This is a genomic window from Williamsia sp. (assembly GCF_036566845.1).
Classification (GTDB): Bacteria; Actinomycetota; Actinomycetes; order Mycobacteriales; family Mycobacteriaceae; genus Williamsia.
Window position 1 is genome coordinate 1 of sequence record NZ_DATCVM010000240.1, and the last position, 16602, is coordinate 16602.

Below are 16602 nucleotides of genomic sequence, written 5' to 3' on the forward strand. Positions count from 1 at the left end.
CCGCCTCTGACCGGGCTCACCAGAGACGTCCGGTCGGCGACGAGGAATTGGGGTGTCGCGACCGGGTGACTATGGTGGCGGAATGTCTCCGACCGTGCTGCGCCGTGTTCAGATCGGGCTGCTGACTGTCGGGATCATCATCACCACGATGATGGCGACCATGGTTGCCGGTGCGTACCGCAACGACGCGTTGATCAACTCGGACAAGGCGACGACGGTGGCCGAGGTGACCAGCGCCGGCCCGACCAAGGCGTCGGTCTCGTTCTCCACCCCGGACGGTATGTTCCACAGCCCTCGCCTGGGCGTCTTCTATCCGGGCGGTCTGACGGAGGGTCAGCGCATCAGCGTCGACTACTCGCGGTCCGACCCCGAACTCGTCCGCGTGACCGGTCGCGATGCGAGCCTGTCGATACTTCCGGCGTTGTCGGTGCTGGTGTACTCCTGGCTGGTCATCGGCGGGATCATGGTGCTTTTGGCCGAGATCAACCGCCGGCGGGGCAATGGACGTTCATCTTCGGTTTCTCCCCCCGTCACGGCATCGAACACCGCCTGACAACTTGGAGTCCGACACTGGCATGGTGCGAGTGGCAATTGTTACGGAGAGCTTCCTCCCGAACATGAACGGTGTCGTGAACTCGGTCCTTCGGGTGACCGAGAACTTCGAGCGCCACGGACACGAGGTCCTGATCATCGCGCCCGACATCCCCTGGTCGGCGAAACGCTCGGGACGGCAGCAACCGGGACCCGGGGAGGTGTCGGAGGCGACGGTGAAATATCTCCCGTCGGTGATGGTTCCCCTGGTCAGCTCGTTGCCGATCGGAGTACCGGCGTTGTCGATGTATCGAGAGCTGGCCGACTTCCGCCCCGACATCGTCCACCTCGCCTCCCCGTTTGTGGTCGGGGCAGCCGGGGCGGCCTGCGCTCGCCGGCTCGACGTCCCGACGATCGCGGTGTTCCAGACCGACGTCGCCGGGTTTGCCGCCAGCTACGGGATGAAGCTCGGCACCCGGGCCGCCTGGGCCTGGACCCGGCAACTCCACAAGGCCTGCGACCGCACCCTGGCCCCGTCGTCGGTGTCGGTGAAAGCTCTTCGGGACCGGGGTGTTCCGCGTGTTCACCACTGGGGTCGTGGCGTGGACGACATCCGCTTTCATCCCTCCCGCCGTGACGACTCCCTGCGTGCCCGGTGGAGTCCCGAAGGCAAACTCGTCGTCGGGTTCGTCGGCCGGCTCGCGCCGGAGAAGCATGTCGAACGGCTGGCGATCCTGTCCGGCCGTGCCGACGTGCAGCTGGTGATCGTCGGCGACGGTCCGCAACGCAGGCAGCTCGAAGCACTGATGCCCGACGCGGTGTTCGCCGGTGAACTCGGTGGCCTCGAACTCGCCCGGGCCTACGCGAGTCTGGATGTGTTCGTCCACGCCGGTGAGCACGAGACGTTCTGTCAGGCGGTCCAGGAGGCGCTCGCGAGTGGCGTCCCCGCCATCGCCCCCGACGCCGGCGGACCCCGTGATCTCATCAACCACTGTCGAACCGGATTTCTGCTCGGGCTCGACGGCTTCTCCGAGCGTCTCTCCGATGCGATCACGGCTCTCGGCGACGCCGATGTGCGCGCCGAGTTCGGTGCGGCCGCCCGCCGGAGTGTGCAGGGCAAGACGTGGTCGGCGATCACCGATCAGCTCCTCGAGCACTACGACGTGGTGCTCGGACGGGACCGGGCCGCGCGCCGACGAGCAGCCTGAGACGGAGCCGGAAGTTGTTGTGAGGGTGCCAGCGGGTGGAGCCGCGGCCACCGATGGGCGAGCCGGTACGGTTGCGGTCATGTCACGAGCATCGCTGGCCAAGAATCCCACAGACGTCGCGGCCATGTTCGACGGTGTCGCGGGGCGCTACGACCTGACCAACACCGTCCTGTCGTTCGGCCAGGATCGCGGCTGGCGGGTGGCCACCCGTAAGGCGTTGGCGCTCGGCCCCGGCGATGTTGTGCTCGACCTCGCGGCCGGGACTGCCGTGTCGACCGTCGAACTCGCGCGATCAGGTGCCCAGTGTGTTGCCGCCGACTTCTCCCTCGGCATGCTCAGGGCCGGGGCGAAGCGTCCGGTGCCGAAGGTCGCGGCCGACGCGCTGCATCTGCCGTTCGGCGACAACACCTTTGACGCCGCGACCATCTCGTTTGGTCTGCGCAACGTCAACGACGTCGACGTGGCTTTCGCCGAACTGTTCCGTGTTCTGAAACCCGGTGGGCGCGTTGTGATCTGCGAGTTCTCCACCCCGGTCTTCGAGCCGATGCGGGTGCTGTACATGGAGTACTTGATGAAGGCGCTGCCCGCAGTGGCCACCAAGGTGTCGAGTAATCCCGAGGCCTACGTGTACCTCGCGGAGTCGATCCGTGAATGGCCGAATCAGCCGGCGTTGGCGCAGCAGATGCGCAAGGCCGGATTCGAAGAGGTGCGGTGGCGCAATCTCACCTTCGGTATCACCGCACTGCATCGGGGCATCAAGCCCAGATAACCCGATGATGTGGTGTTTTGGCGATGCTCACCTGGGCTTTTAACCGCCAAAACACCACATCATCGGGGTGTGGAGGACGGACGGAACTGTGGATGAATGTGCCCGGTGCGCCGCGGGGCCGCGGGTGCGTCGCATGGCCTCGCTAACCTGCAATCAATGACCACCGACTGGGCACATCTGATCACCCCGGCGTCGTTGTCCGACGACTTCGACCCCGGGACGATCATCCGTGGGTCCGCGTACGCGAAACAACGCCGCCTCGCATCGGTGGATTGGGACGACGCCAAACACCGGCTGACGGGACGATGCCGGGGTTCGGGGGTCTCGACCTACGGTGTGCGGATCGTCTTCAGCAACATGGGTGTCGACTGGAAGATCGCGGATGCGTCCTGTACCTGTCCGATCGGGTATTTCTGCAAACATGCCGTGGCGCTGCTGCTCACGTTCGCCGAGGATGTCGATGCCGGCCTACCGGCGTTCGTTGCGCAGCAGGCCCGGCCGTGGGAGCAGCGGCTGCGGCCCCTGTTCCAGGAAACACGGCCCACAGCACCCGAGTCGCTGGCGGTGCAGGTCTTCCTCACCGAACCCGTGCGCAGCGGCCGTCGAATCGAACCGGCGCAGCTGGCTCTGCGGTTGTTGCGTCCGGGGACCCGCACCCAGTGGATCCGCTCGGGCATCGACTGGCCGACGTTGATCGGTCTCGACGCGGGAACATTTGAGCTCGCTCAACTCGCGGTGCTGCAGGCGATGGCCCGCGAGACCCTGCACGCGACGGGCTTTGCTCATCCGCGCGCGTTGGTCCTCGAGACAGCTCCGACCACCATCTGGCAGCACCTCGACCTCATCGCGGCCGCCGGGATCCCGATACTCGGCGATCCGAGTTCGTCGATCGAGGAGGTGCGGATCGGCAAGAGGGCGGGCCTCACTCTGACGATCGATGGCGACTTCGGCGGCGATGCGCGGGTCGACATCGAGATCGACATCGACGGGATGCCGCTGCCGTCGGAGTTCACGGAAGTTCTGGGAAAGCCTGTCCCGCATGGTGCCGCGTACGTCGACGACGACGGTGTGCTCACGCTGGCGCCGTTCGATCCCCGTGACGGTGCCATCGCGCAACTGCTCGACGGCCCGCCGGTTGTCATACCCGCCGCCGACGCGGGCATCTTCGCTGCCGAAATGCTGCCACGCCTGCGCGACACGGTGCCGGTGCGGGTCGACGAATCGTTGTTCACACCGCCGGTGATCTCCGGGCCGTTTCCTGTCCTCGTCGTCCGGCTCGTCAACGACGTGGCCCACACCCATTGGGCCACCAGGTATCTGGTCAACGACACGGTCCACGACTTCGTCGACAGCTGGACCGCGCGACCGCAGTGGCGAGACCTGGACGTCGAACAACAACAGTGGGAGGGTCTCCGGCGGGTGATGGCCGACGTTGCCTTCGTCTCCCAGGTGGCGACCTACCGAATCCTGGTGGCGTACATCGGCGGTACGCCCGGGACACGCGGGTACCCCGCGCTCGAGGAGCTGCAGCCCGCCGACGTCGTCGCCGCGATCGATGCCACCACCATCGGGGTCCTGCGCCGCGACCTGCAGCTGACGCCGGTCGAGACGGCTCGGCTGTTCGCGGAGATCTTGCCGGGCCTGACCGATCGCGACGATCTGGTTCTCGATGTTGCCGAGGTCACGACGCGCTTTCGACAGGTCACCGAGCGTGCGCGGTTGCGGTTCAGTGCCGCCGGCGCGGGGGAGTCTGACTGGCTCGACCTCGCCATCACCATGGACGTCGACGGCGAGCAGGTCCCGGTCGCCGACGTGCTGGCTGAATTGTCCAGTGGGGCAACTCATATGCTGCTGCCCTCGGGTGTCTACTTCCCGCTGGACACCCCGGAGCTGACCAAGCTCCGGAAGCTGATGACCGAAGCCGAGACGTTGGGGGAGCTGGACTCCGGCCGGGTCCCGGTACTTCCGGCGAATGTGACACTGTGGGAAGAACTCCTGCAACTCGGGGTGGTCGACGAGCAACTCGAGCAGTGGGCCGAACGGGTGGAGAAGCTCAGCGCTGCGAGACCGCCGAAGCACGTCGAACCACCGACGATGCTCAGGGCCACTCTGCGCGACTACCAGCGCGAGGGCCTTGACTGGCTGTCGTTCCTCTGGGACAACGGACTCGGCGGTGTCCTGGCCGACGACATGGGACTGGGCAAGACCCTGCAGACACTGGCGCTGTTCGCCCGCGCCCGTGAGAACGGGGAAACCGGACGGTTTCTGGTGGTTGCCCCCACCAGTGTTGTCGGAAACTGGGCATCGGAGTGCCACCGGTTCACCGACCTGAAGGCAGTCACCATCAGCGCCTCCCAGGCGCGGAGCCGCACTCCGATGGCCGAGCAGATCGCCGACGCGGACGTGGTGATCACCACCTACGCCCTGCTCCGCATCGATTTCGACACCTACGACGAACAAGACTGGGCAGCAATGCTTCTCGACGAGGCACAGTTCGTGAAGAACCACAACTCCAAAGCTCATCAGTGCGCCCGCCGCCTCCGCGCCCCGTTCAAGCTCGCCGTCACCGGCACGCCGATGGAGAACAACCTGATGGAGTTGTGGTCGCTGCTGTCGATCACGGTGCCGGGCCTGTTCCCCAACCCCCGGACGTTCACCGAGTTCTTCCGCAAACCGATCGAGAAGGGTGAGAATCCAGAACGGCTGCCGGTGCTTCGCAAGCGGATCAAGCCGGTGATGTTGCGCCGCACCAAGGATCAGGTTGCGCGTGATCTTCCCGCGAAGCAGGAGCAGGTCTTACAGGTCGAGTTGTCCACGAAGCACCGCAAGATCTACGACACCCGGTTGATCAGGGAACGCGAAGTGGTGCTGGGACTGCTCGGGGACTGGGAGAAGAACCGCTTCCAGATCTTTCGTTCGTTGACGATGCTCCGGCAGCTGAGTCTGCACGCCGGACTCGTCGATCCGGCCGACGGCGACGTGGCCTCGGCCAAGGTGGAGTTCATCCGTGAACAGCTTCCCGAGCTCATTGCAGAAGGTCACAGCGCACTTGTCTTCAGCCAGTTCACCGGATTCCTCGACGTCCTGCGAAAGGCACTCGAAGCGGACGGCATCCGGTACAGCTACCTCGACGGATCGCTGACCGCGAAGGAACGGACCGCTGCCATCGGCAACTTCACGTCGGGTGTGACACAGGTGTTCCTGATCAGCCTGAAGGCCGGCGGATTCGGCCTCAACCTCACCGAGGCCGACTACTGCTTCGTCTGCGACCCGTGGTGGAATCCGGCCGCTGAAGCCCAGGCCATCGACCGCACGCACCGGATCGGACAGACCCGGCCGGTCACCGTCTACCGGCTGGTGTCCGCCGACACGATCGAGGCGAAGGTGATCGCGCTCCAGGATCGTAAACGTGAGTTGTTCACCGCAGTCGTCGACGACGGAGAGATGTTCTCCTCCGCCGTCGACGCCGAAGACATCCGGAAGATGCTCGAATAGCGATAGTGGTGGGTCTTGGTGGTCTCTACCTGGGCGAATGCTCGCCACAACCCACCAAATCGGGAGGTCGGGGGTCAGGTGAAGGGCGGGCGGGTGTCGAGGCGGGCGCTGGCGAGGCCGGCGACGTGCCAGGCGCGGGCGATCAGATCGGAGTCGTCCTCCGTGATCAGGTTGCCCATCACCCGGACCACCATCTCCATCAGCGCGGTCGACCTGATACCCGGACGACCCAGAAGCGGGACCACACGGGGAACGGTCAACACCGCGGCCAGGCGTCGGGCGGCGGAGAACGCCAAAGCGTAGCGCGACCGGAGAAGGTCCGGCCACAACGTCGAGAAGTCGTTCTCCCCAAGCACTTCGGAGGCCAGGCGCGCGGTCTCCAGGGCGTAGTCGATGCCCTCGCCGTTGAGCGGGTTCACGCACGCCGCGGCGTCACCGATCAGCATCCAGTTCGCTCCCGACACCCCGGATACGGCCCCGCCCATCGGCAGGAGGGCCGACGCGATGCGCAGGGGTTTGCCGTGCAGTTGCCAGTCGTCGCGCTGGGAATTGGTGTAGTGCTCGATGATGGGTCGCAGCGCCATGTGGGCCGGCCGCTTCTCGGTGGCGAGTGCGCCGACGCCGATGTTCACCAGCCCCGACTCTGTGCCGAGCGGGAAGACCCAGCCGTAGCCGGGTAGCAATTCGCCTGCGCCATCGCGCAATTCGAGGTGCGATCCCATCCAGGTGTCGTTGCAGCGGTCGGACTCGACGTAGGCGCGCGCCGCGACACCGTAGGCGGTGGTCCGGTGCCAGCTACGGCCCAGTGACGTGCCCAGTGCCGACCGGACCCCGTCCGCGACGATCACCTTGTCGACCTCGATCTGCGCCGGGCCGTCGGGTGTGTTCACCTGTACCGCAGTCACTTTGCCGCCGATGATGGTTGCCCCCACCGCCTTCACCCCGGACACCATCCGGGCTCCGGCCTCGAGCGCGTGATGCCGGATACGGTCGTCGAGTTCGGTTCGGGCGACCGCACTGCCGTACGCGGGGAAATGCCCGGACCTCTGTGGCCAGCGCACCTGCTGCCGTCCACCCCAGCCCTGTAGGTCGAGGCCTTCGATCCGGGGGCCGCTGAAGGCATCGCCGAGCCCGAGCAGATCGAGTTCGGCGATCGCCCGCGGGGTCAGCCCGTCGCCGCAGGTCTTGTCGCGGGGAAACACCGCCGAATCGAGCAACGTGACCTCGCGGCCGGCGGACGCAGCGGCAGCAGCAGCGGCCGAGCCTCCAGGACCTGCGCCGACAACCAGAACCTCGGTGCGCGCGGGAACGCGGATGGGTGCACTCACCCGGCAAGTATCCCGCACCATTAGGCTCTCCCTATGACGGGAGCAGGTCAGGCGTGAAGACAACGTTCGCAGGTCTTGAAATGGGTTCCGAGGCTTTCGCCGAGGACGTGGCGCAGTCGCTGGAGAGGGTCGAGGAGCTCCTGCTCAGAGAACTATCCTCCGGCGAGGACTTCCTGACCGAAGCCGCCACACATCTCGCGAAAGCCGGGGGCAAGCGGTTCCGCCCCATCTTCGCGATCTTGTCGGCGCACTTCGGTCCACAGGCGCATGCCGACGAGGTGATCACATCGGCGACCGTCGTGGAGATGGTCCACCTCGCGACGCTGTACCACGACGACGTGATGGATGAAGCCGAGCTTCGCCGTGGCGCCCTCAGCGCCAACAGCCGGTGGAGCAACAGCGTGGCGATCCTGGCCGGCGACTTCCTCTTCGCCCGTGCCTCCCGCCTCGTCTCGACACTGGGACCCCACGCGGTCCTGATCATCGCCGACACCTTCGCCGAACTCGTGACCGGTCAGATGCGCGAAACCGTCGGCGCCCGTGGCAAGGTCGATCCGGTGGAGCACTACCTGCGGGTCGTGTGGGAGAAGACCGGCTCGCTGATCGCGGCCAGTGGCCGATTCGGTGCCATGGCGTCGGGAGCGGACACCGAGCAGATCGAACGGCTCTCGCGGCTCGGCGACGCCGTCGGTGTGGCCTTCCAGGTCTCCGACGACATCATCGACATCAGCTCGGCAGCGGATGACTCCGGTAAGAACCCGGGCACCGACCTGCGCGAAGGCGTGCACACCCTGCCCGTGCTCTATGCGCTCACAGATCCGGCCGAAGCCCGGTTGCGGGAACTCGTGGTGGCCGCCGACGGCAGCCCGCGCGCACTCACCTCGGACGACGAGGTCGCCGAGGCCCTGAGATTGCTGAACAAGTCCGACGGTCTGGTGAAGGCGAAGGCCACCCTGCAGGGGTACGCCGACGCCGCCTACAAGGAATTGGCGGGCCTGCCGGAAGGTCCCGCGCACGACGCGATGAGCTCGCTGGTTCGTTACACGATCGACCGCATCGGCTGACGCCCCCCACAGACCCCGATGATGTGGCCTTCTGGCGGTGCTCACCTGGGGTTTTCTTCGCCAGAAGGCCACATCATCGGGGTGGGCCGGGAACCTGGACGCCGGGTTCGTTCGTTGTGACTCCAGCACAACAGACAGGAGTGTTCAATGGGCGGCCACGCCAACGGACTGAAAACAGTTCTGCTGCTGGGCCTGATGTCGGCCATCATCGTGGGAATCGGAGCGGTCTTCCGGAGTCCGGCGATCTTGTTGCTGTCGATCCTTTTCGCGATCGGCCTCAACGGGTACGTCTACTTCAACAGCGCCAAGATGGCGCTCAAGTCCATGCGTGCGCAGCCGGTCACAGAGGTTCAGGCCCCGGTGCTCTATCGCATCGTTCGTGAATTGGCGACCACCGCCCGCCAGCCGATGCCGGCGCTGTACATCAGCCCGACGGAAGCCCCCAATGCTTTCGCGACCGGACGCAACCCCAAAAACGCGGCCGTCTGCTGCACGTCCGGAATCCTCCAGATCCTCGATGAGCGGGAACTCAGAGCCGTTCTCGGCCATGAACTCTCGCACGTGTACAACCGCGACATCCTGATCTCGTCGATCGCCGGCGCGATGGCGGCCGTGATCACGGGCATCGCCAACTTCGCCTTCATCCTGGGTGGCAACCGAAACGGTGGTGCAAATCCCATTGTGCTGCTGCTGATCACGATTCTCGGTCCCATCGCCGCGACCGTTGTCAAACTCGCGGTGTCGCGGTCCCGGGAGTACCAGGCGGACGCATCGGGTGCCGAGTTGACAGGTGACCCTTTGGCATTGGCTTCGGCGTTGCGCAAGATCTCCGGAGGCGTCCAGAAGGCCCCGCTGCCACCGAGCCCCGAGATCACCGCGCAGTCCCACCTGATGATCGCCAACCCGTTTCGCACCGGCGAGAAGATGAGCAAACTGTTCGCCACCCACCCGCCCATGGAGGACCGGATCCGGCGTCTAGAGGAGATGTCGCGCGGCCACGGCTGACCCCAGAGAAACGCTCCACCTTCACGAAGACGCTCCGGTTGCACCCGGAGCGTCTTCGTGTAGATGGAGCGTTTCGTCACGCGCGGCGGGTTACGCTCGCCATCGGAGTCCGAACTGCAGTGACTTTCGGAGGTGTTCATGGACGGCGTCATCGAGATCCGCGGACTGGTGAAACGTTTCGGGCGGTTCACCGCGCTCGACCACTTGGATCTCGATGTCGCACCGGGTGAGGTGCACGGGTTTCTCGGACCGAACGGTGCCGGGAAGTCGACCACACTTCGGGTCCTCCTCGGGCTGCTGCGGGCGGACGAGGGCGCGGTGTCGATGCTCGGCGGTGATCCTTGGCGAGATGCGGCCGCGCTGCATACCAGGATCGCCTACGTCCCGGGCGACGTGAACCTGTGGCCCAACATGACCGGCGGCGAGGTGATCGACCTGTTCGCCCGTCTGCGTGGGGGAGTGGACCAGCGCAAGCGCGACGAACTGATCGAACAGTTCGCACTGGACCCGACCAAACGGGCGCGGGCGTACTCGAAGGGAAATCGGCAAAAGGTCGCACTGGTGGCCGCACTGGCATCGGATGTGGAACTGCTGATCCTCGACGAACCCACCTCCGGCCTCGATCCGATCATGGAGTCCCGATTCCAGGCACTGGTCGACGACTTTCGCAATGCCGGCGGAAGTGTGTTGCTGTCGAGCCACATCCTCGCCGAGGTGGAACACCTGTGTGATCGGGTGACCATCATCCGTGACGGTAAGACGGTCGAAACCGGCACCTTGTCAGAACTGCGGCACCTCACCAGAACGGCGGTGACCGCTGAACTGACGACGGCGCCCACCGATTTCGGAAGCCGGGCCACGGTCGAAGACCTTGTCGTGGAAGGCACCCGGATCAAGTTTCAGGTCGATGCCGACCAGCTGGGGCCGGCACTCGAGGTTCTGGGCACGTTCGGCATACGCACACTGACGAGTTCGCCGCCCACACTCGAGGAGCTCTTCCTGCGGCATTACGAAGATCCCGCCCGAGCGTCGTCATGATTTCTGCCGCAACACTTCCGGCACCGACGGCGGCTGCCCGAACCGGAATCCTCCTGCGATTCCATCTGCGCCGCAACCGTTCGATGGTCCTGTGGTGGACGATCGGGATCGTCGCGCTCTACTACGCCACCGCCGCGGGCGTCGATTCGCTGTATCCCACACAGGCGGATCTGGATTCGGCCGCCGCGGCGATGAGCGCCAACAACGCATTCGTGGCGATGGCCGGACCGCCGCGGGCCCTCGACACCGTCGGCGGTCAGACGGCTTGGCAGGCATCGGCATTCGGCTCTGTCGCGATCGGGCTCATGGCGATGTTCCTGGTCGGGCGCACCACCCGGGAAGACGAAGAACGTGGTCGAAGCGAGCTGGTACTGGCGCTGCCCGTCGGGAGACTGGCCACCGCCACCGCTGCCGCGATCCTGACCGCCGGTGCCACAGTGCTCGTCGGTGTGTTGATCACCGCGAGCCTGGTGGCGTTCGGACTACCGGTGGCTGGCTCGGTGTCGCTCGGATTGTCGGCCGCGCTCGCGGGCATGGTGTTCGGTTCCGCCACTGCGGTGATGGCGCAGGTCTTCCCGACCACCAGAGGTGTGTACGCCGCCTCGGGAGGGCTCATCGGAGCCGCCTACGTCCTGCGCGCCATCGGCGACGTCGGCAACGGTGTGCTGTCCTGGCTGTCACCGATCGGATGGGGACAGGCCATGCGCCCCTACGCAGGAGAGATCTGGTGGCCGGCGCTGCTCTCGGTGGTAGCAGTGGTGATCTCCGCGGTGCTGGTGGTGATGATGTTCGACCGGCGGGACGAAGGTGCCGGACTCTGGACACCGGGACCCGGCCCGTCGACCGCTGGACGAACACTGTCCGGGCCCGTCGGCCTGGCCTGGCGTCTGCAGCGGGGTTCGATCGTCGGATGGTCCTTCGGAATGCTGTTGTGCGGCTTCGCATATGGAACCATCGGCGACGACGTCGAGCCGGTGATCGGCGACTCCGGTTATGCCAGTGACCTTTTCGGGCAGGCCGGACCGTCACTGACCGACTCGTTCTACGCGTCATCGGTGTTGATGCTGGCACTGATCGCATCCGGGTTTGCCGTGTCGTCGGCGATGCGACCACACCGGGAAGAGAGTGAGGGCCGGACCGAGGCCTTGCTCGCGACCGGACTCTCGCGGCTGCGATGGGCCGGCGCGCACGGACTGATGACCCTGGCCGGAGCGTTGCTGGCACTCGTGGCCACCGGAATCGGGCTCGGGCTCGGGTACGGGACGTTCACGGGGGACTGGTCCGAAACGGGATCACTCGCCGGTGCACCCATCGCCTACCTGCCGGCCTTGCTCTGTCTCTCCGGTGTGGTCGCCGTGGTGTACGGCTGGGCGAACCGCTACACCGCCATCGCCTGGATCGGACTCGTGTTCTGTGTCGCGATCTACGTCCTGGCACCGGTGTTGCGGATCCCGGAGTGGGTCAGCAACATCTCACCGTTCTCGCACGTGCCGCAGGTACCGGCAGTCGATCTCGACCTGGTGCCGTTGTTGTGGCTCGCGGCGGTGGCGGTGATTCTCACGGCAGCCGGAACCCTTGGCCTGATGCGCCGCGACATGGACTGACGGCGATCGATCGTCCTTGGCGGAACTGGGCGACCCTACAGCTGAAGATCTTTGACGATCTCGCTGACGCGGTCGAGCTGGCCGGTGTCGGAACTGGTTGGGATGAGGTGGACTTCGTCGGTGCCGATCGCGGCGAACTCCCCGAGCACGGCGGCGAGTTCGTCCTCCGAGCCGGACCAGCCGGTCGTGGGTGCGATCGCGTCGACAAAATCGGCCGGGATCCAGTTCATGTAGCGGCGTAGATGCTGGTGTATCTGGGCGCGAGCGGGTTCGGGGTCGCCGAGAGCAAACCAGAACGACGTCGCGAGGTGCGGCGGTTTCTTGCCCGCCTCGGACCAGGCCGTGGTGGCGACGTCGAACAGCTCTCGCTGCTTGCCGACATCGAGGTCGAGGGAGATTCCGGCCAATCCATCGGCCCAGGCGGCCGCGCTGCGCAGGGTCTTGGGTCCGGTGGTGCCCACGAGTAGTGGGGGTCCGCCGTCCTGGACCGGCGCGGGACCGACCGGCAACACGGAGTCGGTTTGACGCTCACCGGCCCACACGCGCTGCATGACGCCGACCCGATCGGCCATCTGCCGCATCGTCTGGGTTTTCGGATCAGCGCCGACCGACCGGTAGTCCTCATGGCGACCACCCACACCGACACCCACCGTGAGGCGTCCTGAGCAGAGGACATCGCCGGTGGCGAGTGCTTTCGCAAGCATCACCGGATCGTGCAACTGCGGCACGATCACGGTGGTCACCAGGCGCACCCGCTCGGTCCATGCCGTCATCGCACCCAGCAGCGTCAGGCTGTCGGGGTTGTCGAAGGCGATCCGTTCACCCCAGCAGAGCGACGAAAACGGGCCTTCGTCGATCTTCCTCGCCCACGTTCTGAGCACTGCCGCATCTAGGTCCGGTTCCATCACCGGCATCGTCATTCCGACCTGCACGGGGCTGATTCTGCGGCATCAACCGCCCGAACGTGACCGAAATCGTCCCCCTGATCGGTGGTCGAGGGAAATATGCCCTCGGCCGGCGATGAGGGGGACGATTTCGGCGAAGAGTCAGCGGTAGTTGACGAACTGCAGGGCGATCTCGAAGTCCTTGCCTTTGAGCAGGCTGATCACTTCCTGGAGATCGTCACGCTTCTTGCTGGAGACGCGGAGTTCGTCGCCCTGGATCTGTGCCTTGACACCCTTGGGACCCTCGTCGCGGATGGCCTTGGTGATCTTCTTGGCCTTCTCGGAATCGATGCCCTGGACCAGGGACCCGGTGATCTTGTAGGTCTTTCCCGAGCCCACCACGTCGCCGGCATCGAACGCCTTGAGGGAGATGTCTCTGCGGATGAGCTTTTCTTTGAACACCTCGAGCCCGGCCTGGGCCCGCTCCTCTGCGTCAGAGGTGATCACGATGTTCTCTTCGCCGGACCACTCGATGGTGGTGTTGGTGCCGCGGAAGTCGTAGCGCTGCGACAGCTCTTTGGCGGCCTGGTTGAGCGCGTTGTCGACTTCCTGGCGGTCGAGTTTGCTGACCACGTCGAAACTGGAATCTGCCATAACAGACAAGCCTAGTCGGGTGCCTGTCCGAAACGTTGCATCCTGGCCCGAAAGGCGTCAATCCGATGCCCCTGAGCAGCGCATTTGTGAATATGGGGGGTACTGGATGTAATGTTTCCCGCGTTGCTTTCCGACGGTCCAAAAGACAACGGAAAGTGGCACGGCAGGTTGCCCGAGCGGCCAAAGGGAGCGGATTGTAAATCCGCCGCGCAAGCTACATAGGTTCGAATCCTATACCTGCCACAGCGCCAGAAAAACGGTCTCGAACTGGATGTTTCAGTGAGAGGCCGTTTGGTGCGAAAGCAGAGATGAACAGCGGATTTGGCACCAACCGGGCGCGCTGTGTAATCTCGATGAGGCCCTAACGCAAGGGTGCCGCAAGGCGCCGGAGCACAGAGCCACGCCCCCTTAGCTCAGTCGGTAGAGCGTTTCCATGGTAAGGAAAAGGTCGACGGTTCGATTCCGTCAGGGGGCTCGCTGGACTCAGGATCGAGCGGTGGGACTGCTTTACGCCGCCCCGCCGCGGTCGATTCCGGGCCATGGCGGTGTAGCTCAGTTGGTTAGAGCGAACGACTCATAATCGTTAGGTCGCCGGTTCGAGTCCGGCCATCGCTACAGAAGTGTCGCCTCCGGCAACGCGCTAGCAGTATCGCTACGGCGATGACCACCGAGTGCCTCCCTCTCCGGAGGCACACCACACGATCCACCTGAAAGGCAATCCCGTGGCCTCCTCAACAGACGTGCGCCCCAAGATCACCTTGGCCTGCGAGGTTTGCAAACACCGCAACTACATCACCAAGAAGAATCGGCGTAACGACCCCGATCGTCTTGAGATCAAGAAGTTCTGCCCGAACTGCGGAACTCACCAGAACCACAAGGAATCGCGCTAGCCACCATCTGGTGGTCAGTCGCTGACTGCCTATTCGACCGGGGACGCGTCAGTGTTCCCGGTCTTTGGTGTTGAAGCGGAACGATGGGCGATGCCAGCCCGCCTCCACAGCCAGGTCGGTGTGTCGAGATTGATAGTCGAAAGATGAGGTCGGTCGAGTGACGAACGCGAGCGAAGTACAGGTCGAGCAGGGCCTAGAAGAGTCCGGTGTCGGCCAGAAATCGACTCCCGAACAGATCGCAGCGCACACGCAGGCGATGGTCGGCTTCAAGTACACCGTCGACGACTACTACGAGGTCGGACGCGAGAAGGTGCGCGAACACGCCCGTGCCGTGCAGGACAACAACCCTGTGCACTGGAACGAGGAGAAGGCCCGCGAAATGGGCCACGACACCCTCGTCGCCGCCCCCACGTTCGTCTCGGTCCTCGGGATCATCGCTCAGCGCCGTCTGTTCGAAGACGTCGTCACCGGCTACGACCTCTGGCAGATCATGCAGAGCGATCAGCGGCTCGTCTTCCACCAGCCGATCAAGGTCGGCGACCAGCTCGTGTGCGACGTCTCCCTCGAGTCTTTCCGGCAGATGTCCGGCACCGACCTGATGGTCACCAAGAACGTCATCTGGAACCAGCGGGGCGAACCGGTGATGACCACCTTCACCAGCCTGGCCGCACGCGCCGCGGTGGAAGCGGACCCGGCTCTCGTCGACAAACTCGAGCACGTGATGATGCGGGAACCCGCAGGCATCAACCCGGGCAAGACCGTCGAGGGGCCGTTCGCCCGGTACGACGACCCGGACCCCACCACATCCCCCGGGGCCTACGGTGCCATCAGCTTCGATGAGCTCACCGTCGGACAGGAACTCCCGCCGCGGACCTTCAAGCTGACCCGCGGCAACCTGATCAACTACGCGGGTGTCGCAGGCGATCCCAACCCCATCCACTACAGTGATGAGGTCATCAAGGTCGCCGGCCTGGACGACGTGGTCGCCCACGGCATGCAGTCGATGGGTCTCGGAGCGAGTTTCCTCGGAGAGTTCATCGGAGACCCGGCCGCGATCTGTGAGTACAACGTGCGGTTCACGAGCCCCGTATACGTACCCGCAGACGACTACGCATCGGTTGATTTCACCGGCAAGGTGAAGTCGCTCGATCCGGAAACCCGGCGCGGTCAGATCGCGATGGTGGCAAAACAAGGCGAGCGCAAGATCTTCGGGCGCGCACTCGCCACCGTGCAGTTCAACTGAATCTCTCGTACCGAACCGGGTTGTCAACCGACAAAGCCCAGCTCACAGAGCTGGTTGGAGTTCGACCCACCTGGTGACGTACACTTCTAAAGTCTGAGTCTTACTCATACTTGCGCGCTGCCCTGAGGGTGGCGCGTTGGTTTTGTGTAGTCCAGACGCCGGGTCGACGAGGACTCGAGGGCCATCACGTGGTCAGCGAAGCCGAGACGATCCAAAGGGGCGTAGCTCAACTGGCAGAGCAGCGGTCTCCAAAACCGCAGGTTGCAGGTTCAAGTCCTGTCGCCCCTGCCCTTGGCGGTGTGTTTCACACCGGAAGGGCAACCGATGTCAGTTGTTGTGTGGCAGGGCCCAGGCCCACACGGAGCAACGGACTTCAGCCACGAGAGGATCAAGTTGAGCAAGCGCGACCGTGCCGAACGCGCCAAGAACGCGGGCGAGTCGACCGATGAGGTCGAGCTCGACGCTTCTGTGGACTCCGCAACGGATTCGGTGGACGACGCCGCCAGCGGTGATACCGCAACGCAGGCACGTCCTACGGGCAAGCGTTCGCCGCGTGGCAAGCGGACCAGCCTCGCCAAGAGTGACGACGATGCCGATTCCACGACGTCGGCCGTGTCCACCAAAGAGGCGGGCAAAGCCGAGAAGCGCAAGCGGGTCAAGTCGGACGACAGCCGCAATCCGTTCACGCGGCTGTACGTGTTCCTGACACAGGTTGTCGGTGAGCTCAAGAAGGTCATCTGGCCGACGCGAAAGCAGCTGATCCAGTACACGATCATCGTGCTGATCTTCGTGATCCTGATGGTCACGTTCATCTCGGTACTGGACCTTGCTTTTGCAAAGGGAGTTTTGTGGTTGTTCGGGTAACCACCCGTACGGCTGCTTCGAAGAA

The 16602-nt window shown here is 64.8% G+C and carries 14 protein-coding genes and 4 tRNA genes; 15 read left to right on the forward strand and 3 right to left on the reverse strand.

Annotation, left to right across the window (positions count from 1 at the left end; translation table 11 throughout):
* The first annotated feature begins 82 nt into the window (after positions 1-82).
* From VIQ49_RS23000 to VIQ49_RS23015, 4 genes are all read left to right on the forward strand, one after another.
* Positions 83-553 (forward strand): DUF3592 domain-containing protein, encoded by a 471-nt coding sequence (locus tag VIQ49_RS23000; RefSeq protein ID WP_331888914.1) that lies wholly within the window; start codon positions 83-85, stop codon positions 551-553.
* A gap of 25 nt (positions 554-578) precedes the next feature.
* The gene (locus tag VIQ49_RS23005) at positions 579-1739 is read left to right on the forward strand and encodes a glycosyltransferase family 1 protein (RefSeq protein ID WP_331888915.1); all 1161 of its coding nucleotides are present in this window, start codon (positions 579-581) and stop codon (positions 1737-1739) included.
* 79 nt (positions 1740-1818) lie between these two features.
* On the forward strand, positions 1819-2508 hold the full coding sequence (locus VIQ49_RS23010; protein WP_331888916.1) for a demethylmenaquinone methyltransferase: 690 nt from the start codon (positions 1819-1821) through the stop codon (positions 2506-2508).
* Positions 2509-2664: 156 nt separating this feature from the next.
* Positions 2665-6003, forward strand: a complete 3339-nt coding sequence (locus tag VIQ49_RS23015) for an SNF2-related protein (RefSeq protein ID WP_331888917.1) — start codon at positions 2665-2667, stop codon at positions 6001-6003.
* Between the two features lie 74 nt (positions 6004-6077).
* Here VIQ49_RS23015 and VIQ49_RS23020 read toward each other — a convergent pair whose 3' ends face one another.
* Positions 6078-7331, reverse strand: coding sequence for a geranylgeranyl reductase family protein (locus tag VIQ49_RS23020; RefSeq protein WP_331888918.1), 1254 nt, complete (start codon positions 7329-7331; stop codon positions 6078-6080).
* 53 nt (positions 7332-7384) lie between these two features.
* Here VIQ49_RS23020 and VIQ49_RS23025 point away from each other — a divergent pair, with 53 nt between their 5' ends.
* From VIQ49_RS23025 to VIQ49_RS23040, 4 genes are all read left to right on the forward strand, one after another.
* The gene (locus VIQ49_RS23025; RefSeq protein WP_331888919.1) at positions 7385-8395 is read left to right on the forward strand and encodes a polyprenyl synthetase family protein; all 1011 of its coding nucleotides are present in this window, start codon (positions 7385-7387) and stop codon (positions 8393-8395) included.
* Positions 8396-8542: 147 nt separating this feature from the next.
* Complete coding sequence (gene htpX, locus VIQ49_RS23030; protein ID WP_331888920.1) at positions 8543-9400, forward strand: zinc metalloprotease HtpX; 858 nt, start codon at positions 8543-8545, stop codon at positions 9398-9400.
* Between the two features lie 138 nt (positions 9401-9538).
* A complete protein-coding gene (locus VIQ49_RS23035; protein WP_331888921.1) occupies positions 9539-10438 on the forward strand; it encodes an ABC transporter ATP-binding protein in 900 nt (299 codons plus the stop codon).
* Positions 10435-12042 (forward strand): ABC transporter permease, encoded by a 1608-nt coding sequence (locus tag VIQ49_RS23040; RefSeq protein ID WP_331888922.1) that lies wholly within the window; start codon positions 10435-10437, stop codon positions 12040-12042. Before VIQ49_RS23035 ends, VIQ49_RS23040 begins: the two co-directional genes overlap by 4 nt.
* Positions 12043-12077: 35 nt before the next feature.
* Here VIQ49_RS23040 and VIQ49_RS23045 read toward each other — a convergent pair whose 3' ends face one another.
* The gene (locus VIQ49_RS23045) at positions 12078-12962 is read right to left on the reverse strand and encodes an LLM class flavin-dependent oxidoreductase (protein WP_331888960.1); all 885 of its coding nucleotides are present in this window, start codon (positions 12960-12962) and stop codon (positions 12078-12080) included.
* A 126-nt stretch (positions 12963-13088) separates the two neighbouring features.
* On the reverse strand, positions 13089-13580 hold the full coding sequence (locus VIQ49_RS23050; RefSeq protein ID WP_331888923.1) for a YajQ family cyclic di-GMP-binding protein: 492 nt from the start codon (positions 13578-13580) through the stop codon (positions 13089-13091).
* A 162-nt stretch (positions 13581-13742) separates the two neighbouring features.
* Here VIQ49_RS23050 and VIQ49_RS23055 point away from each other — a divergent pair.
* The 7 genes from VIQ49_RS23055 to secE all read left to right on the forward strand — a co-directional run bounded on the left by VIQ49_RS23055 (position 13743) and on the right by secE (position 16577).
* Positions 13743-13823: transfer RNA gene (locus tag VIQ49_RS23055), tRNA-Tyr, on the forward strand.
* Positions 13824-13982: 159 nt separating this feature from the next.
* Positions 13983-14055, forward strand: a tRNA-Thr gene (locus VIQ49_RS23060).
* 66 nt (positions 14056-14121) lie between these two features.
* Positions 14122-14195, forward strand: a tRNA-Met gene (locus tag VIQ49_RS23065).
* A 107-nt stretch (positions 14196-14302) separates the two neighbouring features.
* Positions 14303-14470 carry a 50S ribosomal protein L33 gene (rpmG, locus tag VIQ49_RS23070; protein ID WP_028463290.1) on the forward strand — a complete coding sequence of 56 codons (168 nt, stop codon included), beginning with the start codon at positions 14303-14305 and terminating at the stop codon, positions 14468-14470.
* A gap of 157 nt (positions 14471-14627) precedes the next feature.
* A complete protein-coding gene (locus tag VIQ49_RS23075; RefSeq protein ID WP_331888924.1) occupies positions 14628-15713 on the forward strand; it encodes a fused (3R)-hydroxyacyl-ACP dehydratase subunits HadA/HadB in 1086 nt (361 codons plus the stop codon).
* A 215-nt stretch (positions 15714-15928) separates the two neighbouring features.
* Positions 15929-16001, forward strand: a tRNA-Trp gene (locus tag VIQ49_RS23080).
* A gap of 105 nt (positions 16002-16106) precedes the next feature.
* Positions 16107-16577 (forward strand): preprotein translocase subunit SecE, encoded by a 471-nt coding sequence (secE, locus tag VIQ49_RS23085; protein ID WP_331888925.1) that lies wholly within the window; start codon positions 16107-16109, stop codon positions 16575-16577.
* The last annotated feature ends 25 nt before the right edge of the window (positions 16578-16602 follow it).